The 23846-nt window shown below is 39.4% G+C and carries 29 protein-coding genes and 2 pseudogenes; 6 read left to right on the top strand and 25 right to left on the bottom strand.

The genetic code is table 11. From position 1 onward, the window contains the following. Positions 1–64: 64 nt before the first annotated feature. Entirely contained in the window at positions 65–598 is a 534-nt protein-coding gene (locus AC4CUZ_RS14355; protein WP_490747851.1) for an Mpo1 family 2-hydroxy fatty acid dioxygenase, read from the top strand. A gap of 65 nt (positions 599–663) precedes the next feature. Here AC4CUZ_RS14355 and AC4CUZ_RS14350 read toward each other — a convergent pair whose 3' ends face one another. From AC4CUZ_RS14350 to AC4CUZ_RS14300, 11 genes are all read right to left on the bottom strand, one after another. Beyond that, positions 664–1002, bottom strand: coding sequence for a hypothetical protein (locus AC4CUZ_RS14350; RefSeq protein ID WP_078426512.1), 339 nt, complete (start codon positions 1000–1002; stop codon positions 664–666). Positions 1003–1192: 190 nt separating this feature from the next. Continuing rightward, entirely contained in the window at positions 1193–2284 is a 1092-nt protein-coding gene (gene ychF / locus AC4CUZ_RS14345) for a redox-regulated ATPase YchF (protein WP_004693442.1), read from the bottom strand. 130 nt (positions 2285–2414) lie between these two features. Next, complete coding sequence (locus AC4CUZ_RS14340; RefSeq protein ID WP_490747850.1) at positions 2415–3131, bottom strand: haloacid dehalogenase type II; 717 nt, start codon at positions 3129–3131, stop codon at positions 2415–2417. 245 nt (positions 3132–3376) lie between these two features. After that, the gene (locus tag AC4CUZ_RS14335) at positions 3377–4036 is read right to left on the bottom strand and encodes a methionine ABC transporter permease (RefSeq protein WP_005399601.1); all 660 of its coding nucleotides are present in this window, start codon (positions 4034–4036) and stop codon (positions 3377–3379) included. After that, a complete protein-coding gene (locus AC4CUZ_RS14330; protein WP_490747849.1) occupies positions 4017–5087 on the bottom strand; it encodes a methionine ABC transporter ATP-binding protein in 1071 nt (356 codons plus the stop codon). Before AC4CUZ_RS14330 ends, AC4CUZ_RS14335 begins: the two co-directional genes overlap by 20 nt. An 11-nt stretch (positions 5088–5098) precedes the next feature. Beyond that, the gene (locus tag AC4CUZ_RS14325; RefSeq protein WP_058869505.1) at positions 5099–5935 is read right to left on the bottom strand and encodes a MetQ/NlpA family ABC transporter substrate-binding protein; all 837 of its coding nucleotides are present in this window, start codon (positions 5933–5935) and stop codon (positions 5099–5101) included. Positions 5936–5944: 9 nt separating this feature from the next. Then, positions 5945–6787 carry a MetQ/NlpA family ABC transporter substrate-binding protein gene (locus AC4CUZ_RS14320; RefSeq protein ID WP_058869506.1) on the bottom strand — a complete coding sequence of 281 codons (843 nt, stop codon included), beginning with the start codon at positions 6785–6787 and terminating at the stop codon, positions 5945–5947. A gap of 22 nt (positions 6788–6809) precedes the next feature. After that, the gene (locus AC4CUZ_RS14315; RefSeq protein WP_490747848.1) at positions 6810–8228 is read right to left on the bottom strand and encodes an LLM class flavin-dependent oxidoreductase; all 1419 of its coding nucleotides are present in this window, start codon (positions 8226–8228) and stop codon (positions 6810–6812) included. Beyond that, positions 8228–9451, bottom strand: coding sequence for an SfnB family sulfur acquisition oxidoreductase (locus tag AC4CUZ_RS14310; protein WP_490747847.1), 1224 nt, complete (start codon positions 9449–9451; stop codon positions 8228–8230). Before AC4CUZ_RS14310 ends, AC4CUZ_RS14315 begins: the two co-directional genes overlap by 1 nt. A gap of 10 nt (positions 9452–9461) precedes the next feature. Beyond that, entirely contained in the window at positions 9462–10664 is a 1203-nt protein-coding gene (locus tag AC4CUZ_RS14305; RefSeq protein ID WP_490747846.1) for an SfnB family sulfur acquisition oxidoreductase, read from the bottom strand. A gap of 262 nt (positions 10665–10926) precedes the next feature. After that, positions 10927–12017 (bottom strand): IS4-like element ISAba33 family transposase gene (locus AC4CUZ_RS14300; RefSeq protein ID WP_115736667.1). Its coding sequence is split into 2 segments (ribosomal slippage): positions 10927–11477 and positions 11477–12017, totalling 1092 coding nucleotides; the frame shifts between segments, so codons are not numbered across the junction. Positions 12018–12233: 216 nt separating this feature from the next. On the opposite strand from AC4CUZ_RS14300, the gene AC4CUZ_RS14295 reads away from it, so the two are divergent. The 3 genes and pseudogenes from AC4CUZ_RS14295 to AC4CUZ_RS14285 all read left to right on the top strand — a co-directional run bounded on the left by AC4CUZ_RS14295 (position 12234) and on the right by AC4CUZ_RS14285 (position 14229). Continuing rightward, entirely contained in the window at positions 12234–12998 is a 765-nt protein-coding gene (locus AC4CUZ_RS14295) for a glutathione S-transferase family protein (RefSeq protein WP_490747845.1), read from the top strand. 280 nt (positions 12999–13278) lie between these two features. Further along, on the top strand, positions 13279–13749 hold the full coding sequence (locus tag AC4CUZ_RS14290) for an Lrp/AsnC family transcriptional regulator (RefSeq protein ID WP_086209319.1): 471 nt from the start codon (positions 13279–13281) through the stop codon (positions 13747–13749). A 6-nt stretch (positions 13750–13755) separates the two neighbouring features. Further along, a pseudogene (locus AC4CUZ_RS14285) lies at positions 13756–14229 on the top strand (GrpB family protein). Positions 14230–14279: 50 nt separating this feature from the next. Here the strand turns inward: AC4CUZ_RS14285 and AC4CUZ_RS14280 are convergent. The 14 genes and pseudogenes from AC4CUZ_RS14280 to AC4CUZ_RS14215 all read right to left on the bottom strand — a co-directional run bounded on the left by AC4CUZ_RS14280 (position 14280) and on the right by AC4CUZ_RS14215 (position 22716). Continuing rightward, on the bottom strand, positions 14280–15029 hold the full coding sequence (locus tag AC4CUZ_RS14280; protein WP_004980080.1) for a YebC/PmpR family DNA-binding transcriptional regulator: 750 nt from the start codon (positions 15027–15029) through the stop codon (positions 14280–14282). Positions 15030–15290: 261 nt separating this feature from the next. Beyond that, positions 15291–15863 (bottom strand): 1-acyl-sn-glycerol-3-phosphate acyltransferase, encoded by a 573-nt coding sequence (locus AC4CUZ_RS14275; protein ID WP_317113631.1) that lies wholly within the window; start codon positions 15861–15863, stop codon positions 15291–15293. A 928-nt stretch (positions 15864–16791) separates the two neighbouring features. Continuing rightward, complete coding sequence (locus tag AC4CUZ_RS14270) at positions 16792–17055, bottom strand: hypothetical protein (protein ID WP_004693415.1); 264 nt, start codon at positions 17053–17055, stop codon at positions 16792–16794. After that, positions 17056–17262 carry a hypothetical protein gene (locus AC4CUZ_RS14265; RefSeq protein WP_490747844.1) on the bottom strand — a complete coding sequence of 69 codons (207 nt, stop codon included), beginning with the start codon at positions 17260–17262 and terminating at the stop codon, positions 17056–17058. Further along, positions 17262–17861: an HNH endonuclease signature motif containing protein gene (locus AC4CUZ_RS14260; RefSeq protein WP_490747843.1), complete on the bottom strand. Its 600-nt coding sequence runs from the start codon at positions 17859–17861 to the stop codon at positions 17262–17264. The genes AC4CUZ_RS14265 and AC4CUZ_RS14260 overlap by 1 nt, the downstream gene beginning before the upstream one ends. A 3-nt stretch (positions 17862–17864) precedes the next feature. Next, a complete protein-coding gene (locus tag AC4CUZ_RS14255; RefSeq protein ID WP_205668019.1) occupies positions 17865–18107 on the bottom strand; it encodes a hypothetical protein in 243 nt (80 codons plus the stop codon). Then, positions 18104–18346, bottom strand: a complete 243-nt coding sequence (locus tag AC4CUZ_RS14250) for a hypothetical protein (protein ID WP_490747842.1) — start codon at positions 18344–18346, stop codon at positions 18104–18106. The genes AC4CUZ_RS14255 and AC4CUZ_RS14250 overlap by 4 nt, the downstream gene beginning before the upstream one ends. A gap of 130 nt (positions 18347–18476) precedes the next feature. Further along, complete coding sequence (locus AC4CUZ_RS14245) at positions 18477–19610, bottom strand: ATP-binding protein (protein WP_490747841.1); 1134 nt, start codon at positions 19608–19610, stop codon at positions 18477–18479. 5 nt (positions 19611–19615) lie between these two features. Next, positions 19616–20089: pseudogene (locus AC4CUZ_RS14240) on the bottom strand (IS630 family transposase); the annotation flags it as partial. A gap of 17 nt (positions 20090–20106) precedes the next feature. Next, entirely contained in the window at positions 20107–20454 is a 348-nt protein-coding gene (locus AC4CUZ_RS14235; RefSeq protein WP_039890557.1) for an IS630 transposase-related protein, read from the bottom strand. Between the two features lie 56 nt (positions 20455–20510). Next, positions 20511–20777, bottom strand: coding sequence for a putative quorum-sensing-regulated virulence factor (locus AC4CUZ_RS14230; protein ID WP_336149989.1), 267 nt, complete (start codon positions 20775–20777; stop codon positions 20511–20513). Next, positions 20768–21187, bottom strand: coding sequence for a hypothetical protein (locus AC4CUZ_RS14225; protein ID WP_490747840.1), 420 nt, complete (start codon positions 21185–21187; stop codon positions 20768–20770). Before AC4CUZ_RS14225 ends, AC4CUZ_RS14230 begins: the two co-directional genes overlap by 10 nt. Beyond that, complete coding sequence (locus tag AC4CUZ_RS14220) at positions 21187–21615, bottom strand: hypothetical protein (RefSeq protein ID WP_490747839.1); 429 nt, start codon at positions 21613–21615, stop codon at positions 21187–21189. The genes AC4CUZ_RS14225 and AC4CUZ_RS14220 overlap by 1 nt, the downstream gene beginning before the upstream one ends. 747 nt (positions 21616–22362) lie before the next feature. Beyond that, positions 22363–22716, bottom strand: coding sequence for a hypothetical protein (locus tag AC4CUZ_RS14215; protein WP_005104451.1), 354 nt, complete (start codon positions 22714–22716; stop codon positions 22363–22365). 378 nt (positions 22717–23094) lie between these two features. Here AC4CUZ_RS14215 and AC4CUZ_RS14210 point away from each other — a divergent pair, with 378 nt between their 5' ends. Together AC4CUZ_RS14210 and AC4CUZ_RS14205 are read left to right on the top strand one after the other, a co-directional pair. After that, positions 23095–23400 carry an IS630 transposase-related protein gene (locus tag AC4CUZ_RS14210; protein ID WP_000122230.1) on the top strand — a complete coding sequence of 102 codons (306 nt, stop codon included), beginning with the start codon at positions 23095–23097 and terminating at the stop codon, positions 23398–23400. 47 nt (positions 23401–23447) lie between these two features. Then, on the top strand, positions 23448–23843 hold the full coding sequence (locus AC4CUZ_RS14205; protein WP_490747838.1) for a transposase: 396 nt from the start codon (positions 23448–23450) through the stop codon (positions 23841–23843). The last annotated feature ends 3 nt before the right edge of the window (positions 23844–23846 follow it).

Here is a 23846-nt window from a genome sequence, read left to right as displayed (position 1 = left end):
TGGGCTGTTTTCCTTTAAAGTTATTCTATATCGTGATCAATATCATGCAATAAGGAAATACAGTATGAGTAAATTAGAAAAATTATTAAGTCAGTATGCAGCTTATCATCTTGATCATAAAAATATCGTGACCCACTTTGTGGGGATTCCGCTGATTGTGTTTTCAATTATGTGTTTAACCGCAAGAGCTGGCATGACTATTGGCAGTTTTGAAATTACCTTGGCGATGGTTTTGATATTAGCGAGTATTGTTTACTACTTAAGCTTAGATCGAATTTTTGGTGTGATCATGCTAGTGATCTATGCCATGGCTTATCCATTGGCGTATAAAATTGCACAGTTTGATTTGGGGCTTTGGTTAAGTCTCAGTATTGGTATTTTTCTTGTCGGCTGGGCGTTTCAGTTTGTCGGGCATTTCTATGAGAAGAAAAAACCAGCCTTTATGGATGATGTGATTGGCCTAGCCATTGGTCCACTATTTGTTTTGGCGGAAATGGTGTTTATGCTTGGTTTTAGAAAAGACATTGAACAACGCATGTTAGATGAAGCGCGTAAACAGCGTGCTGCAATGGATAACAAGCATGTATCTGTGGCATAACATTAACTGAATTATTTTATCGATAAAAAAGCCAGTGAATTTCACTGGCTTTTTTTTATGCTGTTTTAAGATGTCTTCGCGACTTTATGTATATCTGGTTGAGCTTTGGGTGTATTCGGGTTTGAAGCATGAGCATCTTTATGGGATTTATTGGTCACATCATTGGCTTTCATTGAATCATGTTTCACCATTTTATCCTGTTTCATGGCTTGATCGTGTTTGGCCGTTTTGGCTTGTTTCATTGCCTGATCATGTTTCGTCACGTTCATGGTTGCGACGCACTTACCACCTTTATGATTTGCACCTGTACCACCCGACAGTGTTGCTCCTTGTGGGCATGCAAATGCTGTAGCGCTAAGCGTTGTGAATAAACCTGCTGCAATAAATGTGCTGATCTTTTTCATTTTCGTTTGTTCAATGAAGGCATTAGTGCCTGTGATTAAATTAGCGATAATGTAAAAGAATAGAAGTTAGAATATTGTGTGAGATCCAAACGGATCAGGTGCTCATATGTTATTTAATGCTATTTTTAAGCTTGATTTAAGCTTATAAAAAAACCCGATTGGTATCGGGTTTTTTTATACTCGGAACGACTTATACGTTAAAGCGGAAGTGTAGAACATCACCGTCTTGAACGATGTACGTTTTACCTTCTAAACGCCATTTACCTGCTTCTTTCGCGCCTGCTTCACCGTTGTATTGAACGAAGTCGTTATAAGCAACACATTCAGCACGGATAAAGCCTTTTTCGAAGTCAGTGTGGATCACGCCGGCCGCTTGTGGTGCGGTTGCACCCACTTTAACGGTCCAAGCACGAACTTCTTGTACACCTGCTGTGAAGTAAGTCTGTAAACCTAAAAGACCGTAGCCTGCGCGAATTACCACGTTTAGACCTGGCTCTTCCATGCCTAAAGCTTCAAGGAACTCAGCACGGTCTTCATCTTCAAGCAGTGAAATCTCGGCTTCGATTTGGTTGCAAAGCGGAACTACGATTGCATTTTCTTCAGCTGCAAGTTTTTTCACAGCATCTAAATGCGGGTTATTTTCAAAACCATCTTCTGCAACGTTCGCAATATACATGGTTGGTTTTAAAGTCATTAATCCAAAACCACGAACCAATTTACGTTCGTCATCATCTAGGTCAGCTGCACGAGCAGGTTTGCCTTCATCAAGTAAAGGTAAAATTTTGTCTAAAACCGCTTTGGTTGCAAGCGCTTCTTTGTCGCCACCTTTTGCAGATTTTGCTAAACGAGTCACTGCTTTTGTCACAGTTTCTAAGTCAGCAAGTGCAAGTTCCGTATTGATAGTTGCGATGTCATCAAGCGGGTCAATTTTACCGTTAACGTGAATGACGTTTTCATCTTCAAAACAACGTACAACGTGAGCAATCGCATCCGTTTCACGGATGTTTGCAAGAAATTGGTTCCCCAAGCCTTCACCTTTAGATGCACCCGCAACTAAACCTGCAATGTCCACGAATTCCATCGTCGTTGGAATCACACGCTGAGGTTTTACAATCGCGGTAAGTTTGTCTAAACGTGGATCTGGCACAGGAACGATGCCTGTGTTTGGTTCAATTGTACAGAATGGGAAGTTTTCAGCAGCAATAGCAGCTTTAGTCAATGCATTGAAAAGTGTAGATTTACCAACGTTCGGCAAGCCGACAATACCGCAATTAAAACCCATGAAATAACTCACAACGTGTTATATAAAAATTGCCAGTGATTTTACATGAAAGCCATGACAAAGTCAGGTCTCAGGCGAGAAGAATCAAAGTTGTAAATCATGTTGTGGGCAGAACTTCCTCATTTAAGCCCTATATACGAGCCTTTTCTTTTAATAAAGAAACCAGATTTAAGAGGTCAGTTGCATGTAGATTATTGTCTATGCAAGAACTAGAGTCTTTCAATTGAGCTGAACCATACTCAAAGGGGCGTTCAATATACGCCGTCAGAAGTCCACAGCTACGCGCTGCGGCAAGGTCATCTTGATGGGTGGCAACCATCATCACTTGACTCGGTACAACATTGAGTAAGTCTGCGACACCTAAATAGGTTTGGGGAGAAGGTTTGTAGGCTTTGAAATTTTCAGCAGAGAAAATAGTGTCCCAAGGCAATTTTGCGTACTTTGCTAGATCGACGAATAAGCGAATGTTGCCATTTGAAAGGGTGCAAATAATATAATCTTGTTTTAATTGATTGAGTGCAGCGACTGTATCTGGCCAAGGGTTGAGACGATGCCAAATAAAATTTAAATCCATTTTTTGAGCTTCGGTCAGTGTGGATATTTGATATTTCACTAAAAGCTCATCCAAAATGAGACGGTGAATATCATCAATGGAGATCCACGGCTGCTGACCTGACAAAACCTGATCCATTGCAGGTCGATAGCCTGCTCGCCAGTCTAATGCAAATTGGTTGGCATCAATGTTCAAGGCTAGACTTTTCACTTCTTGAACGATTGAAGAATGCCAGTCCACAACAGTTCCAAAGATGTCGAAAGCGAGTACTTTAATTTTAGGGGAATGATGCATATTGAGGTAGTTATTCTTATTTAGCTTTGAAGATACGTTATAGCTTATTCATTTCTATCTGTATATTGAGAGCTATATTTTCTATGTGAATTTCAAAGAAAAACAATGTTGATTAGACTGCTGTCATAAATCAGAAGCGATTATAAATGGGTAGTGAACTTCATATTGAAACACCCTCCTCAGAAAAAGGAGGGCTAAAAAACTTAAGTGGACAGTATAGTCTCTGCTTTATATAGGAAATGGGATTAAACCTTCCTTTTATCGAGTTGATTTGCCAGATTGTCTCCAATCACTTGCACACACATCACCAAAATCACGAGCACGACAATCACGGCCAACATGATCTGCATATCAAAACGCTGATAACCATAACGATAGGCAATATCGCCTAAACCGCCAGCACCAATTGCGCCTGCAATGGCAGAGGAGTTAATCATGGTCACAATGGTTACGGTAAAACCTGCGACAATTCCAGGAAGAGCTTCAGGTAACAACACATGCCAAATGATTTGAGTACGGTTACAGCCGATAGCTTGCGCAGCCTCAATCAGCCCTTGATCTACTTCGCGTAAACTGACTTCTGCAATTCGTGCAAAAAAGGGTGTTGCTGCTAAGGTTAAAGGGACAACTGCTGCCCAAACACCATAACTGGTGCCTACAATCCAACGTGTGAGTGGAATGAGGGCCACCATCAAAATCAGGAAGGGAACGGAACGGGTGATATTCACCAACCAGCCTAAGCTATGGTTAATACTTTTGGAAGGATAAATGCCATGCTCAGAGGTACTGACCAGAACCACTGCCATTGGCAGACCAATGAGTAAGGCAAAAAACGCAGATGCGCCGACCATGATTAAGGTGTCGATAGTGCCTGTCAGTAATAAATCAATGAGTTGGTCGTGCATAGCCAAGTACCTCTACATGTGTCACATGCGCTTTTAGTTTTTGTAGTAGCGATTGAATTTCTAAGTTCTGTGTAGGAACAGCAATAACCAATGTTCCTATTAAATGGTTCTGGATGGTGTCGACCTGACTTTGATATAAATGCAAAGTTTGTGGAAAGTGTTCTAAAATTTGTTTTAGGTCAGGAGGATGATGCGCATCTGACGTCGAGCGAATTTTGAAAATGGCATGTGTATCGAGCTGCGTAGGTTCAGCATTTAAACGAAAAGGCAAATCGAGTTGTTCTAGATTTAGTAGTTCTTGCGTAATGCCTTGTTGGGGTTGAGAGAACACCGACCAAACTTCGCCTGATTCCACAATTTCACCACCATCAATGACCATGACCTGATCGCAGATTTCCCGAATCACTTGCATTTCATGGGTAATCAATACAATGGTGATACCCAGCTTTTGATTAATCTCTTTGAGTAGGGACAACACTACAGAGGTGCTTTCTGGATCGAGCGCAGATGTCGCTTCATCACAGAGTAAAATTTCAGGATGGTGAACCAATGCACGGGCAATGCCCACGCGTTGCTTTTGACCACCAGACAGTTGTGATGGGTAATGCTGTGACTTATCGCTTAGCCCAACCAACTGTAAAACTTCATTGACACGTTGTTCGATGTTTTGTTTAGGATAATTGGCCGCTTTGAGGGGCAGTGCAACATTTTCATAGACTGTTTTGGCAGACATTAAATTGAAATGCTGGAAAATCATACCAATGCGTTGGCGGAGCTGAATCAGCTCAGCGTGGTTCAATGCTGCCAAGTCTTGCTGATGAATATGGATATGACCTTCACTGATACTTTCTAAACCATTTAAGGTGCGGAGCAGGGAAGATTTACCTGCACCACTTTTGCCAATAATGCCAAACACTTTCCCTGTCGGGATGTCTAGGTCAATATTTTTGAGTGCGTGTACAGTTTGACCTTGTACTGCATAATGTTTGTTTAAGTTACGAATTTTGATATGTGGAATTGAAAAATCCACATGAGAACCAAAGCTGACCATTCTTTTTCTCCTTATTTCCAGCCTTCAAACCACAGACCTTGGCCAAAATCACGGTCTAAAATTTCTTGAACGTGTTTTGAGTTTTGGAATGCTTGCACAAAGGTCGCAAGTTTCTGGTTTTGATCTGGATAGTCTTCACGTGTCACAAATAAAATGGCGTATTTCTTGTCTATAGGATCAAGAAAAAGGGCATGATGAGGATCTGTGACTTTGGCCATTTTTAAATAATGCGGGAAGCCAAAAATTAAATCGGCATCATTAAACGCATGAGCAGTTTGTGGGCCTTCTACTTCAATAAACTGAAGCTGTTTAGGATTGCTCACAATATCTTGTACAGTAGATAGTTCATTGTTGAGGTCTTTGAGCTGAATCAAACCTGCACGATGCAGTAAAATTAGAGCACGTGCCGAGTTTACAGGGTCATTGGGGATGACCACACGTGCTTGAGTTGGTAGTGAATCTAAGGACTTATATTTTTTTGAATACAGTCCGACATGACTTCCTGTTCCTGTGGCGAATGCATGCAGATCATAATTTGTTTCGCGAATCGCATTGCGTAGAAAGACACTTTGTTGAAAAAAATTGGCATCAATGTCACCATTTTGCACAGCAACATTTGGCGCATGCCAGTCAGAGAATTCAACCAGTTTGACTTGAATGCCTTGCTTTTTTACATCATCTGCCACGCTTTGCAGCAGTTCGGCATAAGGTGGGCTAATACCAATCGTTAAGACATCATCTTGCGCATGGCTTTTGCTATAGCGGTAACCCGCTAGAGAAAAAAATGCCACGATGATGCTTAAGCCAATCAGCCATTTTTTTCGATTTTGAATGAAAGATTGCGTCATTGCTTATACTCACTTCCAACCAGGGAACCAAAGTTTTTCACCAATTTCACTATTCAAAGTCTGTTTAACTTTGTCAGATGTTTGATAAATCTTGATGAACTTTTCAAGTTGTGCCGCTTTCTCTGGATGTTGCTGTTGGTAGTCGTCACGCACCACAAATAAAATCGAATACAGGGTATTGGTGTTGTCATCTAAGATCAGTGCATCATTTGGGTCGATGGTTTTTGCAAGACGTAAATAATGTGGATAGCTAAAGACCAAGTCAGCATCATCAACGGCACGCGCAGTTTGTGGACCTTCAACTTCAATAAACTGGAGCTTTTTAGGATTGCTGACAATATCTTGCAGGTTGGATAGGTGATTGTTTGGATCTTTTAAGCTAATCAATTTAGCCTGTTGTAACAGTAAAAGCGCACGACCTTGATTTACTGGATCATTTGGAATAACTGTACGTGCATTTTCAGGAATCGCAGCAATCGAGTCATATTTTTTTGAATATAAACCGACGTGTGTGGTGACGCCTTTATCCAGTGCTTTGAGTTTAAATTGGGTTTCTTTGATGGCGTTATCTAAGAAGGGCTGATGCTGAAAATAGTTGGCATCAATATCACCATGGTTGAGCGTGATATTGGGGGTATTCCAATCCGAAAACTCGACCAGTTTGACGTTGATGCCTTGCTGTTTTGCTTCTTCCACAGCCACCTTTAACGGATTGGCAAAGGGTGGGCTGATCCCAATCACCAGTTCAGTGTTGCTCGATTTTTTATGATAAGACCACGCCACCAGTGCAATGACGATGGCGGCGACAATTACCCCAATAACGGTAAATTTTGTTTTTGCAGTTTGAGCCATGATATTTCTCGTATTTTAAAATTTATGCGGTTTGTTTTTGCTGTGTTTTAGGATGAGAGCTCGAGCTTTGACATCGATACTGCTGTACTGGGTGGTCTGCGGCCAGTCGGTCACCTTGAGCGAATAATTTGTGGCGTAAACTACCTGTTTCATAGGCGGTTTTATAACGTCCACGCTCTTGTAATTCTGGGATGACCCAACGAATAAAGTCTTGATGTGACTCTGGGGCAACGGTTCGTGTGAGATTAAAGCCGTCTACGCCAGTTTCATCTAAGAGCTGAATGAGTTTCTCTGCTACAGTTTTTCCACTCCCGACGATCAGTGGATAGCGTCCACCGAGTACATGCTGGGCTTTCAAATCAGCTCGCGTAACTTTTTGTTCTTTAAATTTGTTATTGACCGAAGCAATGCTATTGGTTTGTTTATAAGGAATCGCTTCATCATCTGCGAATTGGCCCAAATCAATTCCGACCGAACTGGAAAAATGAGCCAAACCTGCTTCTGGACTGGCATAGCGAATATATTCTGTCAGTTTTTCTTGTGCGAGTTCGTCCGTTTCTGCCGTCACTATACTAATGCCAACAAAGAGTTTAATAGCTTGCTCATCACGTCCATGGCTTAATGCAAGCGCACGAATCTTATCGACTTGCTGTTTCAGTTTTTTAGGCGTGTCAGCACCAATAAACATGGCTTCAGCATGCTGAGTTGCGAAAGCTAAGCCTTTACTTGAAGCGCCCGCTTGATAAAGTACAGGCGTCCGCTGAATAGATGGAGAAACTTGAAAAACGCCCTGACTTTGGAAAAATTTGCCTTGATGCTGTATGGCATGAACTTTTGACGGATCGGTAAAGACACGGTTTAATTTATCTTTTTGTACGGCATCGTCTTCCCAAGAACCTTCCCAAAATTTATAGCAAAGTTCGAGAAACTCTTCAGCTTGTTCATAACGTAAGTCGTGATCTTTTAAACCTTTTTGACCAATTAATCGTTCTGCGCTGTCTAAGTAACCCGTGACAATGTTCCAACCAATACGACCGTGGGTTAAATGATCGAGGCTCGCAAAGCGTCGTGTAAACTGATAAGGCGACTCATAGCTCAGATTTACAGTGACACCAAAACCTAAGTGCTGTGTAACGGCAGCCATAGCAGAAACGAGTGTACTTGGGTCATGGCTTGGAAGCTGAATCGACTCTTTTAGGGTTAAATCAAGACCATTTTGATAAACATCGTAAACACCCGTAATGTCGGCGATAAACAACCCATCAAATAAACCTTGCTCTAAAGTTTGCGCCAAATCGGTCCAATAGCTGAGTTCATTAAAACGATGTGACTCATCGCGTGGGTGTGTCCACAAACCGTGATTGATATGACCTACGCTATTCATATCAAAGGCATTCAGGATGATTTGCTTCGACTTGTTATTTTGAGATGATAATGTCATTACAATGTCCCTCTGCGTGGCGGAAGTACACCATTAAGAAGATAATTGGCAATGAAGTAATATTTCCAACGTGACGCATCATGTAGCGTGTGAACACGTGCATTACGCCAAAAGCGGTCTAGGCCATCTTCACGCTGACTACCACGACTGCCTGCCAGTTCAATCAATTTCGAAGCGGCTTTTAATGCGGTTTCTGTACTGTGTGCACGAACTTTCGCTACATCCAGTGATGCTTTAGCAATGTTTTCTATGGTTGGATAAGGACGTGCTGCATCGATTGAGCGGGCCGCTTGTTTGAGTAAGACTTCACTGGCACGAACATCGGCAATTACTCGTCCCAGTTCAAACTGTGTTAGAGGATCATCGGTTGCCTGTTCAACAGCAGAGTCAATCCACGGACGAGCCTGACGCACACGAACCAGTGTTTCCTCAAAAGCAGCACGCGCGATGCCTGTTTCAATGGCAGCATGCATAATTTGAGCAAAAGGCCCAACCAGAGTCGGTCTAGAAAAAGCGGTATCGAAAGGAACAATATCTTCAGCATCTACAGCGACATGATTGAATTTGACTGTACCGCTGCCTGTGGTACGTTGACCAAAACCCGACCAATCATCAATCAGTTCGAGTCCTTGGCTACTCCGTGGGATAAAGACCAGAAACTCTTTGTCATCGGCATCTTTGACTAAAGTGGGGATGCGGTCTGCAAACAGACTACCTGTGCAATAAAACTTTTCACCATTGACCACATAGCCTTGTTCAGTTTGGCTGAGTGCAGTTTGTTTTTGTGTTGCATTTTTAGTTTTAAACTCTGCCAAGGCATTACCAAAGCGTGCACCTTTTAGCACTTCTGCATAGAGTTTACGCTTTTGTTGTTCAGTACCGTTGTTACGTAAAACCTCTAAGGCATAGAAATGGTTCTGGGGAATTTGTCCAATCGAACCATCCACACCACTCATTAGTGCAATAATTTGCGCGACCGTATAGCTGGAAACATTTGCGCCCCCGAATTCCTTCGGTACAGTAATCGCCCAGAGCCCAGATTGACTGTAGGCTTCGATTTCCTCAAAAGGCAAAATACGTTCCGCATCACGTTGGATAGCCTGTTGTTTAAACTGCTCAGCTAAATTTTTGGCAATCTCTAAGGCTTCGGCATCGCTTTGAATAATATGTGCATACGCTGCATTTTTGGATTGAAGTGGAAGAATAGGTTGAAATGAAGTCATAATGTTCTCCTTAAATCCAGGCGTGGCGAGCAGGGAAAGTGTTGTTCAAATAGTAGTTACCCAGTGCATGCAGCTTCCAGCGGATCGGGTCGTGTAAGGTATGCACACGTGCATTGCGCCAATGTTGATCTAAATTATGTTGGCTTAGGCTCGAACGACTGCCGCCAAGCTCTAGGAGTTTTTCAGAAATTTGTAGTGCAGCATCATTAGCATAGACCTTTGCTTCGGCGACTAGAATGGAAGCTTTAGCTGCTTGTTCGGCACTGACAATGCTCAGTCGGTCGAGCTCATCTAAATATTCAGCAGCTTCATCGAGCAGTAAAATAGCGGCATCCAACAGGACAGCGGATTTGCCGACTTCTTGTAAGGTGTAATGTTCAAAACTGGCTTTCTCAACTTGCGCATCGACAATTGGTCGGGCTTTTTTCACTGCTGACAAAGTGTCTTCAAATGCGGCTTCTGCAATACCGACATCAATTGCAACTTGCATTAACTGCGAGAAAGCACCACGGTAATTGACGTCTTCAACCAGTTTCCGCTCATCAAAGATAAGTAGTGGATCGACTTCAACCCGTTGTAATTTTACTGTGCCGCTTGAAGTTGTACGCTGACCAAAACCGTTCCAGTTATCAATGACTTCCACACCTTGTGCTGTGGCATCAACAAGCGTCAGTACCACATATCCTTCAGGGTGAATGGCTTTAATAGCTAACCAATGGGCAAAGCTACTGCCTGTAGAGTAGAACTTTTCACCATTGACATAGTAACGACCATTTTCAATGCTTAATGTTGTACTCAGAGTTTTAGTGTCTTTGGTATTGCGTTCAGGGCCGCCATTGGCAAGGCGTTTGCCGTTTAATATTTCATTAAAAATAAACTGTTTCTGTTGTTCGTTGCCTAAGATATCAATCATGTTAAGCAGCGCAATTTGGTTTTGGGGAATTTGGCCGACACTTGAGTCGGCTTTATTAATAATGCGAAAAACCTGAGCTAAGGTTTTGTTGGAAACAAATGCGCCTCCAAAAGCTTGAGGAATACGAATACCACCTAATCCTTTTTGGCTAAATAACTCGACTTCAGCAAAAGGGAGTTGACGGTTCTGATCACGTTGATCCCGACCTTCTAAGGCAAAGTCAGCGACATGATAGGCTGCATTAATTGCGTCCTGATCATTTTGTATCACGTGAATATTTTTAGAGAGTGTATGAGACATAAAAGCACCTTTACTTAATGCCTATACGCTACTTGGGATTGCTTGAATGATTAAATGAAGGATTTTGAATTACTTAGCAGCTAAAAAGTTAAAAACAAAATATGCTAAGTTTAATCATTTAGAAGATATGTTAAGAATTTGAAAAATAAGGAATAACTAATTTAACGGTGGGGTAAATAGTATGATCAAAGGCTTGCTTATCAAGATTTGAGATATTGTAGAGAAAAAAACGTATAAATTTGATCTCTGTACACGACAAATTTCATAGGATCCTTGTCCTATCAGGCTTTTTCTTTCTTAAAATTGCTAGCACTTTCTTAAATTCTTCTTTTTTTCCAAAACCAATCAAACGTAGAATAGCCATTTGAACATAGTCCAAACCGTAGCGAAATAAACTTACTGAAAGTCGTCCATGCTTCTTTATTTTTATCGCTTTTTTTCGATCATGTTGCCATTCACCTGTTAAATAGCACCAACAGAAACCGATAGCTAGCACTGCTATCAATTTCTTGACTCGTCCAGGGTCTGTTAAACGAGTATTTTCAAGATTGAATCCACGTCCTTTGAGACAACTAAATAAGGTTTCGATTTCCCAGCGTAATGCATAATCACGAATAGCAGAAGCATTAAACATAGGAGAAACAACAAGTAAAAGTTCTCCATCTTCTAATCGTAGCGCACTAATATACAGTTTTACTCGACCAACCCAAATACGTCGTTTACGACATTCAGTTTGACCAACTTGAAGATGACGAAATAAATCACTAATTTTATGATTCCTGGCTAAGTGATTGGTCACAATAAAGTTTTTTTAACACGTATACAGAAGTTAATGTCATTTTCAATTAACCATGTAAACCATTTCTCACCGATAAATTCTCTGTCTGCGAACACATTCACAATACGGTCTTTACCAAAAATAGAGATAAAGCGTTGAATCAAAGCAATACGCTCTTTTGTATCTGAATTTCCACGTTTATTGAGCAATGTCCAAACAATAGGTATCGCTATTCCACGATAGACGATGGCTAACATCAAGATATTGATATCTCGTTTTCCCCATTTCCAATTGGTTCTATCTAAAGTCAGTTGCACTTTGTCGAATGAAAATATATTGAAAATTAACTGAGAAATTTGACGATAATCAAAATACTGACCTGCAAAGAAGCGTTGTATACGTCGATAAAATGATTGTGGTAAGCACTTGATGGGTAAGGCTTTAGATGCAGAAGAAAGATTACATGTCTGTTTTACAATTAATGCAATCATAATCAGTGTAAAACATTTTACATGTGACTTGTTCCACTTTAGATATTTGTTTAAGATGAGATGTAACTCATTGAAATGTGTCATCATATTCGTCGTCAGAAAACAAGTATTATGCCATTATTTCAATGAGTTATCTTTTTTTGTCGTGTACAAAGAAATTTGATAAAGGCTGTTGAGCATTTGCTAGGCAGTTTTGAGTAAAAAGTACATTGTAAATCCTAAATACAGTGACTAAAGTATCCAACTGAAATAGATGGCTTTTCTGAAAAGTCAAAATAGAAAAATAAATGTGGAGCATTTATGAGAACTTTATACCAGTTTCCTTTATCTCATTTTTGTGAGAAAGCTCGCTGGTTGCTCGATCATAAAGAGCTAGATTTTGTTGCACAAAATGTGGTGCCTGGGGTTCACCGGGCTTTTGCACAGTTAAAGACCGGTCAAAATAAACTGCCTATTTTGCGTGATCAGAACAAATGGGTCGCTGATACCACCGAGATTGCATTATATCTTGATGAGCGTTATCCAGAACATCGACTGTTACGTAATGAAGTACAGCTTCGTAAAGAGGCTTTAGATGTTAATGCACTAGCCAACGACTTGGGATTGCATGTGCGTCGTTGGGGGTTGGCCCATGCATTGTCCGATAACGATCAATCGTTACAGATTATGTTGGGCGAAAAGGGCTATTTACGTAAATTTGAAAAATACACTAAACCTTTAATGAAAACATTGATGTCGAAAGGCTATGAGTTGAATGCAGAGAAAATAGAGCATTCCAAAGCCGAAATGCAGCGTTTAATTGAAGTATTGAATGAGAAGTTAATTGCTAATCATGGACGTTACTTTGTCGGGGATCGTTTAGGTTTGGCGGATATTGCTGTGTGTTCGATGTTGGCGCCTGTACTGGAGATTAAAGGGACACCTTGGGAAAAAGACCATGAGGAAAGTCTATCTGAAGAATTTAGTGCTTATAAAACCTATTTAACCAATTTACCCTTGGGGCAGTATGTTTTAAGAGTCTATCAAACCGAGCGCAATGCTCGAGTCGACTGGCGCGGCGTTTAAAATAAGCTCAAGCCAAACAAGGCAAAGGTGGTATGTGATACATACAGCCTTTGCCTTTCTTGTATTTTCAATATCATTATTTTGAGAAACTGAATAGAAATTTTCTCAGTCTATTTAACACGTTGTAAAAGATCATGGCACTCTTTGTCTAAAAAAGCTGATATCTTTTTATTAATCTGAAAATATATGAAAAAAAACTGCAAATAAGCTTTATCTTTCATTTGAAATGCTTAATATGAAATAAACACCTATAAACATAAGTTGTCATGAGAGTTAAATAATGGAATTAGATCGTTTTGATAAGCAAATTTTAGAAATTTTAAGTAATGAAGATATCAATCTAAACGAATTATCAGAGCGTATTAATTTATCGGTCAGTTCGGTGCATCGTCGTATTAAGCATCTGATTGATAATGCGATTATGACTAAAGTTAAGCGAGATATTAACTATCAAAAACTCGGGTTTAGCCTACATGTTTTACTCCAAGTATCTTTGAGTAAACATGATACCGACACTTTTTCCAAGTTCTTGGAAGAGTTGGAAAGCATTCCTGAAGTGACCAATGCCTTTTTAGTGACAGGGCAGTCAGCAGATTTTATTGTTGAAGTTGTGGCAAGAGATATGGAAAATTACAGTGATATTTTACTCAAACGCATTGGTAAAATTGAGCATGTGGTAGCACTTCATTCAAGCTTTGTGATTAAAGAATATAATGTATTTAACTGTAGCGGTTTGTTGAGTAAGGTTTAGCGTATGCTGAGGTTCTATGCAGCTACTGAGTATCAAGCATCTTGCCATTAAAAATTTGTATACTACCAGCGACAACTTTTAGCTTTCATACCCAAAGCACAGATTGAACATATTGGTTCATCTGCCATTCCTTATGCAGTTTCTAAAGGTGATTTGGATATTTATGTGGCTGTTGATGCTGTAGATTTTGACTCAGCCATCGTTAGTATTTCCAGTTTAGGTTTTGTTGAAAAGCTTGATACTTTAAGAACGCATGAACTGTGTATGCTAGAGTCGCTACAGCAGGATGATGTTGCTATTTAATGGGTCGTGAAAAACTCTCAGTGGCAAAGTTTTTTGATCTTTCGTGATCGCTTGTTGAAAAGTCAGAATTTAGTCATGGCTTATAATCAATTAAAACAAGACAGCCAATATTTAACGATGGATGAATATCGATTTAAAAAAGCAAAATTTATTGACAGTGTATTCAATCAGCCATAAAAAATGCGCTCCCAAAGCTATATTTGAGAACGCATTTTTAAAGCAGAAGATTAGGCGTCTAATTCTGCCAATACCGCGTCAGAGAATTCAACATTGGTATATACGTTTTGTACATCATCTAAATCTTCAAGCATATCAATCATTTTCATAATCTTTTTCGCTTGATCGATATCGGTGATTTCGGCTTTAGTTGAAGGGCTCATGACCACTTCAGCATTGTCCGATTTTAAACCTGCAGCAGTTAAAGCATCTTGTACATCACCAAAAGATTCAGGTGTAGTAATGACTAAGATTTCATCTTCATCGACTTCGATATCTTCAGCACCTGCTTCAAGTGCCACGTCCATGATTTTATCTTCTAAAGACACATCTTCAAAAGTGATCTCACCACGTTTTGTGAACAAGAAAGCAACTGAACCGTTTGTGCCTAAGTTGCCATCTGTTTTTGAGAAACAGTGACGGACATCCGGTACAGTACGGTTTAAGTTGTCAGTCATGGTTTCCACAATAACTGCAACACCACCAACACCATAACCTTCGTAAGTAATTTCTTTTAAATCATCGTTATCTTCGCCACCAGCACCACGTTGGATTGCACGGTTGATAACGTCACGTGTCATATTTACAGAAAGTGCTTTTTCTACAACTGCACGAAGACGTGGGTTGCTTGCAGCATCACCACCGCCAAGCTTTGCAGCAGTTGTTAATTCACGAATAAATTTGGTAAAAAGTTTACCACGGCTAGCATCTTGTTTTGCTTTACGATGCTTAATATTGGCCCACTTGGAATGACCCGCCATGCGAAATATGCTCCTTGTAGATTGGCTTTGTGCCTATCAAATTGTGCAAATTCTACCATAAGCACTTTTTTATGCGAAAGTAGGTGTTTTTCTGAAAATCGCCTGAACAAACAAAAAAAGAATTAAAATTGTTTGAAATAAAGCCAGTTATTTAAAATTTACCTTGTGAGGCAGTTCACTTTAAAAATTAACTGTTGGGAAACACCCACAGAGACCTAAAAGAATAGCGTCTTCACATTCTTTTAGGTTAATTAAACGACCTTATTGTGCAGCAGTTTTAGGTTCTGGAATCTCAATATCTAAACCAACATGCTCTTTATAAAGTGCTTTAATAAGCGTTAAGTCATGATCTAGGTCTGTAGGGTAGATTTTTCCAAAAATACCGCCTTGCTTGGTTTTTGAGTTCGCGTACATCAGTACAATAGGGACATTTGCTGCTTTAGCAATATGCCAAAACCCAGTACGAATAGGTTTACGTACTTCACCTGTTTTGGCGCGTGTCGCTTCAGGTGCAATGACTAAATTGAATTTTTCATTTTGACTAAAGTATTCAACCATTTGAGACACAATGTCTTTATTTGACTTACGATCGACCGCGATGCCACCAATGGCTTCGAGTATGGGCTTCATTGGCCCTTTGAATAATTCTTTTTTAATCAGGGTATGGATTTTCATATCGTAGATTTGAAAAATCGCCAGTGACAAGACAGCATCCAACATAGAAGTATGTTCAAATCCAATAATGACTTGCTTGTCTTCCAAAACGTTTGGTTCTACATGATATTTCCAGCCTGTGAGTTTAAACGCAGACTCACCAATGAATTTTTTTAACATGACCATAAAAATACAAGTGTTTTTTAAAGAGGCTAATGTCTGCTTGTTTACGGTTTGAGTCAAGTCCTACTTGATTGCACTTACCACTTTTATGAATGGGCTTGAATCCTAAGTAGTTGAAGAAGTAGAGGGTGAAAATGGAACATTAAGATGTTTTAAATCTAATCAAATAGAAAATAAATATGGTGAAAATGAAAATACCACTATTCATAATCGAAATGAAAGATTAGACTTTGGTCTAAGATTAAAGTGTGCATTTTCACACTTTAACTTTGGTTTAACAAAGTTCAGGATTGTTAAAATGGCTTATCTTTCGACTTTTTTATGTGCAATCGTTCTCTTTTCTTTGGTGGTTATTTGGTCAATTGTTGAGTTTTTCATTGAGTCACGAAAAAAAGAAAAAGCCGGTATTTAGTTTTTATCCAATTTAATTAAATTTTATTATTGTAGTGTTTATAAGTGCTTTTGAGTCTTAGTATGTAACTCAAACATCGTGAAAGACCTGATATGTCAGTTTGATGATGTAAATTCCCCTGATTGTTTGGATAGTGTACAACCATGTATGAAAAAGCTTGTCTTTTGAAAAAATCTTCGATAGTATTCATTTCGCCTGAACTTGTTGATATATAACAAATTCAGCATATTAGGGCCTATAGCTCAGTTGGTTAGAGCAGCGGACTCATAATTCTAAATTCTCCTATAAAATTCGCAATTTCATACAATATTTCGCAATATCCTGCATCTTAAATAATCCTCAAATACCTATATTTACAGCATATTGCAATATCTGACTATCTATTACGATCTACGGAAATAGCTCTAGCGTCTACAATGAGTCTACTTGAGGTTCCAATTTGTAGACTCTAAGTAGACTTACTAAAATATAAAATCATATTCAAAAATAAAGCCCTCAACTGAGGGCTTTTTATTAGGCTGTGTGTTGGAGCCGGTTGCTGTCCATAAATTCTAAAACATCACTTTTTCGATAGAGTACTGTTTTAGCTGTCGGTTTTGAAAAGGGTATTCCACCACCTTCACATCTCTTCTTTTGCAGCCAAGCCAGTGAAATATGAAAGGTTAGTGCAATGGCTTCGGGTGGAAAATCCGCTTCAGGCGGAGCATTGCGAAAATCTTTAATTACAGCTTTTTTTTCGCATGCGGACATTTTATCGATTTTAGTTAAACGAGCCATTTAAGATACCTCCTTCTTAATATCAATTAACTCAAACGGTAATTTGGTGTCCAATCCTGTGCATTCATCCTTATATCCAAAACTTACAAGGATGTGATAAAGGGCAGAGGCTTGCTCCACCGTGAATGTTTTGGTTGTGCCTGATTGACCTATAACAAGTGGTGCGAATTCTTCGGCAAGTTCTTGGGCGATGTGTTGAAGATCCATCAAGACACCTTCTTGAGAAGTTGATGCTTCATATTTTTAACTTTGGCCATTAACAAACAAGACTCATTATTTTCAGGATTAGCCAATTTTTGATAACTCTGGTTGTATCGAACCATATCGGTTCTACTCATCAGTATTAAGTTATCTAACCGGCAATCTGTTTTATCCTGATTTTTAAATGCCAATACTTGGTTCATGGGAACGGGGCCATTTTCTTTTTCCCAAATTACCCGGTGTTTCAACTCAAAGACATTCGGCTCTGCTGTTTTGATAAGTACATAGCCATCTTTAGAACAAATACGCTCGTAACCAACAGGTTTTTTATTCCAGGATATTTGGCCCTTTTTAAAGTTTCCTGAGTTTGGTTTGCAGACACCTTTGGTGCCTGTATTCCAAGGTTTTGAGCCTTTTTCAAAACAACCAGTTCGTCCAGATTTCCATTTGTTCCTGGTGCACAGGGATTTAATCTGATCAACAGAAAATTCACTCCCAAATACACCATTAACCTTTTCAGTGAGATCCTTTCGGCTTAATGTGCAGTTGGCTTTAATAAAGTCCAGTTGCTCTTGGCTGTAATGGATAGCGCTACCTTTAGCCATAAATCACCCAATTAAGTTCTGTGGAATTTCAACTGAATCGGCGTTTTTAAGCCCACGATATTCAGCAACCAATTTTGCAGCGTTTAAACGCATATTATTGTTCTTAATAACTTGTTCACTAATTTTCTCAATTGCCTCAGCTTTTTGAATTTCAGCTTCAAGTTCTGTACCTTTTAGGCTTGGATTACTTAGACGATCGAGCTGTGCAAATAGAACAGCATTTAGATCCATTGGTGTATTGTTCATCCCGCCACCTTCATTTCAATATAGTTAGAATCTTGGTAATTCACGTATTCTTCATACGGTGACTGGCACGCCGCATTACCCGTTAAATCATTCTTTACGAACACATAGCTCAGCGATTTCTTTGTACCTTTGCCTGAGAACGTACAGCTACCGTCAGCCAGCACTTTCTTTACGTAGCCCAATAATTCAAGCCAAATCATGAAGGCAAAGGCATGCTTGTTTTTAATTTTGAAGATCATCGATACCCCCACGTATTAACAAAGTTTTGAATACAGTCCTCAATTCCAAAGAGGTTGATGTTTCTATATGTTCTTACCCGCCCGTTGTGCTGAATTAACAGCACACGGGTAATAGAAGAGTAGGTGTAGCTCATGCAATGGCTCTCCCTTGTCCTTGGGTAGTATTGATGATGTGAGCTTTTACATTCTCAAAATGTTGGGCTTCAATGCCTAATAGGCTATCGATCCCTTGGTCTTCACAATAGGTCATAACATCAATGCCGGCTTGTGCTAGGAGGTCTTGCAACTCATCACGTTGAGCTTCTGATATCCCATTAAATTCAGGAGGTTCTATCCATGTATCGCGGGGTATATCGAATGTGCAGCCGAGTACTTTCGCTCGAGCAAGCATTGCTTGACGCATGTTTTGATAATAAGTGTGTTCTTTGTCTAGCTTTAGGGTCTCGGTCAGGTGATTTAAGTCGCTTGCATAAACTGCTTCTTCGCAGCTTTGTTTCCAGTTATCCAAATCCTCAAGTGCTTTATTTAATGCAATTTGAGCAGGGGTAAGCGTGTTGATATGAGCCTTCGCATCTGCAATTAAGTCTGCAAGAAAAGTAGGGTGTAACTTAAGATCAGGTACCCAAACCTCACCAGTCTCGCCACCTAAAGCACCAGAATTTTTCGCATGGTGTGTTGGGGATGGCTTGAAGTTAATGACTCTCGCATTTTTACCCTCACCAGTAGTTACAGTGGTCAAATAACCCATGATGTCTGCAATACGGTAAAGTTCATTTCGGTTCTTACCACCAAGCTCAGGACGGTAGATGATTTGATCACCGCTTTGGTCTTCTGAGGCATGGGCAATAAAGACGACATCCTTACCAAAGCTTAAAAGCGTATTGATGTACTGCTTAAACTTCATATTTGCTAAGCCTTGGGCTTTTAACTTGAGTGCACCATCTTGCTGACGGTTATTTGCTGTTTTGAGCAAATGTGTCTTGATGGATTCAAGCATTGCGCCCACAGTATCAATAACAACCGTATTGAAAGGTGCTAAGTCTTGTTCAGTAATGTTTTCAATATCTGACCACTGCTGAACTGGAACAACAGCTCCGCGACGAAGTTCACCAGTACGGTGTGCACCGCGGTCAAAGTCAAACGAAATTGCTTTATCTGCGGTAAAACCTAGAGACGTTTTACCAAGCCCCGGATCTGCATAGATGTAAGTAATAATCGCGCTAACGTTTAATGCTTGGTCTGCTGGAATAATAGGTATAGTCAAACCGCTTAATTACCCATACACTCGTTAAAGAAACGACTAAAAAGCTTATCTATTGAGTTAACCAACCATTTTTTCCTTTTTGCTTTCACCCATGCCCACATTTTTTCAATAGGATTAAGGTCAGGACTATAAGGTGGTAACCAAAGTATTTGATGCCCATGTTGGCTTAATAGATCTTGTATATCTGGTCGTTTATGGAAGGCTGCATTGTCCATGACAATTACACTATTCGAGGGTAGTTCTGGTAATAAAAACTGATCTACCCAAAAATAAAATACATCCGAATTTACTTTGCTATCAAATAAACCCACTGCAAATAACTTACCCTCATGGATTGCTCCTATTGCATTGGTTTGATTTTTTAATTGCCAATTATATGTTCCATAACAAGGAGTTCCCTGTTTTGAATAACCATGAGGTCTATGTTCATGAGATTTAAATCCACTTTCATCAAGATAGATGATCGGGTGTTGATACCTTAATCGGTTTAAATCTTTTAAATACTGCTCTCTGAGTTCTGTTTTTGCTTTCGGGTGCCGTAAGGTCTTTTTTTAACTGTAATATTTAGACGCTTGAGCGCATCTCCAATTGTAGAAGTAGCACAACCAAAACGAGCAGCGCGTTCATATTGATAATCATCAGGATATTGCTCAACATCTGCACGTAAGGCATCATCATCAACTTTAGATGGTTTTCTTGGTCGAGTTCTTTTTATTTCGATTCGCTTTTTCCATTCGACAATTGTATTTTTATTAATTTCGAAGTGCTGAGCAACCGCTCGGATAGATTGACCTTCTTCAAGCTTGGCTAATATTTTTTTTCTAAAATGTATTGGATAACTCATATCAGTATTGTATTGGTTTTTTGACGTGTTGACTATATAGCCATGAGTATTTCCCCTTATCTCGAACCAACCCAACCCATACGACGCTTAAAAGCCCTGCGTTCGCTGAGAGGAATGTGTGTACGTTGCAGTGCTATCGCTAACTCTTTACGTCGCTGAGCATCTTTAACCCAAGGCAGGCTCTCTAAGCTTTTGCGTAAATCACCATTAAGGCTTTCCTGTTTAAGCAACCAGCGTACGTATGGTTGGTCTAAATCAATAAGGGCGGTACCTTTATGCTTACCGAAGTTAATTACTTCGGGAGTTTGATTATTTAGCGCCATAAGATACTCTCCAGCTTACTTAGGGCCACTAGGTCTAATTCATCTTGAATTAAAAATGTTTTAACCTTCCCTCCAAAGAAATACTCTTTTCTTAAGCCTATTCCGTTGTGAATGAATCCATGGCTGCTACCCAGATCAAGCTCATCACACTCGTCAACAAAACTTGTCCCAAATACCTCTTCATACAATTCATCAAATTGATGCAAGGGCATGTAGTAGCTAGCGATGCGGCGATGTTTTAAAGCGGTAAGGTCTGCTGCGTCAAAAACATACTCAGGGAAGCCAAGGATGGAGAAGCAATTCTCCCCAAAACCAACTACCACAACATTTTCAGCAGTTAAGTCGACCATCGTTTCTTTACAGATTTTCACCCAATGAGGTGCGAAAATTAATTTGTCAAAATTAGTCATCAGCCTGCCTCCACTAAACGATGCTTTTCGATATAGCCTTTGATGAGGGCATTGAAGTTCTGATGGTCGATGTGGTTTGTGAAGTCGTTGTATGGATTGCCTAGGGCATCTGAAACGGTCACTTCATTAAGGCTGGTTACGTCTACAGCTGTGAATTCACTACCTGGTACGCCGTAGCTGTCAGGAAATGCCTCAACTTCAAAACGTGCTGTAACGCGGAAACCATCTAAACGAATAACAGCTTCGCCGTGGTTTTCACCAGTCATGCGTAATGCAAGAAGTTGATATTCAGAAGCGGCTACGTTTGCGACGATAGGTTGAGCAGCCTGAGGTGCAGTTTTAAACCCACAGCTAAGTACGCCTATTGTTACAGCCGCTACACCAAGAGATATCTTGATGGTATTGAAAGGGGATAAGGTTTTGTTCATAATTGATCTCGCAGTTTCTGTAAAAGCACACATGATTTGACGGTCGGTGTGCTTTTTTAATGTCTGTGAGATAAATATGAACTAATGGTTCAATATTGTCAAGAACCAAAAGTTCAATAATATGCATAATTGAATTATTGGTTCTTATTTTGTGTTTTAATAGACAAAAGAAAACCCACTACCAAAGGTGATAAAAATGAGTCTTTCGGATGAAATATTTGAATGGCGTAAGCAATTTATTGAAAAACTAATATTGAGTGGTGTGAAGCCAGAAGATGCGAGGGTGTAGACAGATGCAGCACAGGCACTTATTTATAAGGATTGTATAGTTACAGCGACAATTGAATGTCCTATTGAATTTGTAGAAGAGTTAAACACCATTCTTCTGGATTTCTCGCAAAAGAATGGTTGTCTTGTAATTGCTAAGGCTAGTTACTAGACGAGAGTTGCCCAGCTGTAGCTGGCTTTAATCGGGTTCTACTTTTGTCGCACTCACCCTTAACTTCGGAGAGTGAAGCTTCATAGGTTTTAACCCAGTCAGATGCAGTAGTGTCCTTATTGGCAAGTTTTGATTTAGTAAGCTCTAACGCTAGGGCTTCTATAATTTCAGGTTTCATATTTTCTCCGATATTTATGGGTGTTTGAGAACAATGTTGGTGCAGAGCCTCAACTTCATAATATCAGGGAAAATATGGATTTTTAAAAAGAAAACCCACCGCTGGGGTGGGTTGTCCTAGAACAATAATCTTATTTTTTGTATTCAGTAATACTGATAGGTTTGTCTTTCATAAACTCTACAATACCTTCACCAGCTTTGAAGTGAATTGAAACACCATCATCATTGGCCAAACGCATGCCACTTCCTGAAATAGCTCGCTTAAGGTGATAAACCTTGCCAGAATTATCTGTCATTTCTGCAGTTTCAAAATTATCCGAAGATTTCAATTCAACTGTAAGATCCATTGGACCAGTAAAGTTAATTACCTGAGTTTCAGCCGGAGTATTGCTCACAACTTTTTCTTGTACCACTTCGTTTTTTGGATTTGAAGTACAGCCAGTAATTGCTAATCCTAACAATGCTGCACCTAACAAATATTTCATTGATACTTACCTTTCTATTTATGAATCATAGGTATCTTTATATTAATTATTATAATGTAACATTTAAAGACAAGGTTACACTTACCTTAGATAAAGAAAACCCGCGGATAGCGGGTTAGTGATGCTTTACTTAGTTATTACAGACCTGGTCATGAGAGGTCTTAAGTCCAATATAAAGATTTAATATTTCAGAAGTAAGAAAGCTTTAGCACTGAATAGCATCTTTCTCTTTGTAGTGATCCAAAACCAAATCCATATCAGCCAAAAGTGCAACTTCAGAGTATTCACCGGGTGATAGCTTCAACAAGTTAGGCATATAGTTTTTTTGATACTCGCGCGGGTATAGTCAAATCATTATAAAACCAATACAATGGTGCAATGAGTTATTCAGAACATTTTAGACGTAAAATTTTAGCTAAGCTTGAGGAAGGTTATTCTATTCGAGCGGTAGCTGCACAATTTGAAATTAATAAAAATACCATTGTTGAATGGAAGAAACGTATAGAGATTAAAAAAACTCGTGTACGTAAACCTTCTAAAATTAACGATGATGCTTTACGTGAAGATGTTGAAAAGTATCCTGATGCTTATCAATATGAACGTGCTGCACGTTTTAATTGTGGTGTTTCATCTATTGGTGCTGCATTAAAGCGCTTAAATATTACAGTTAAAAAAAGACGTTAAGCCATCCTAAAGCAGATACAAAGCTTAGGGATAAATTTATTCTGCAAGTGAATGAATTAGAAAAAAACCATCCGATTATTTATCTGGATGAAAGTGGTTTTAAGTCACATGATTACAGACCTCATGGCTACTCACGAAAAGGAGTACCCTGTTTAGGGCAATATAATTGGCAATTAAAGAATCAGACCAATGCTATTGGAGCAATCCATAAAGGGTATTTCTTTTCAGTCGGTTTATTTGACTGCAAAATCAATTCAGATGTTTTTCATTTTTGGATTGAGCAATTCCTCATACCAGCATTACCTGAAAATAGTGTAGTGGTTATGGATAATGCAGCATTTCATAAAAGAGCAGATATTCAGGAGTTATTGGAACAACAAGGGGGCTTTGTTGCACAAAGATTTCATAACTATATGATTTTAAAAGTTTTGATTATTTTTTGATCC

This window comes from Acinetobacter sp. 789_lipA (assembly GCF_058242845.1).
Note: the sequence above shows the minus strand (reverse complement) of the source record. Positions and strands in the feature narration are given on the sequence as shown.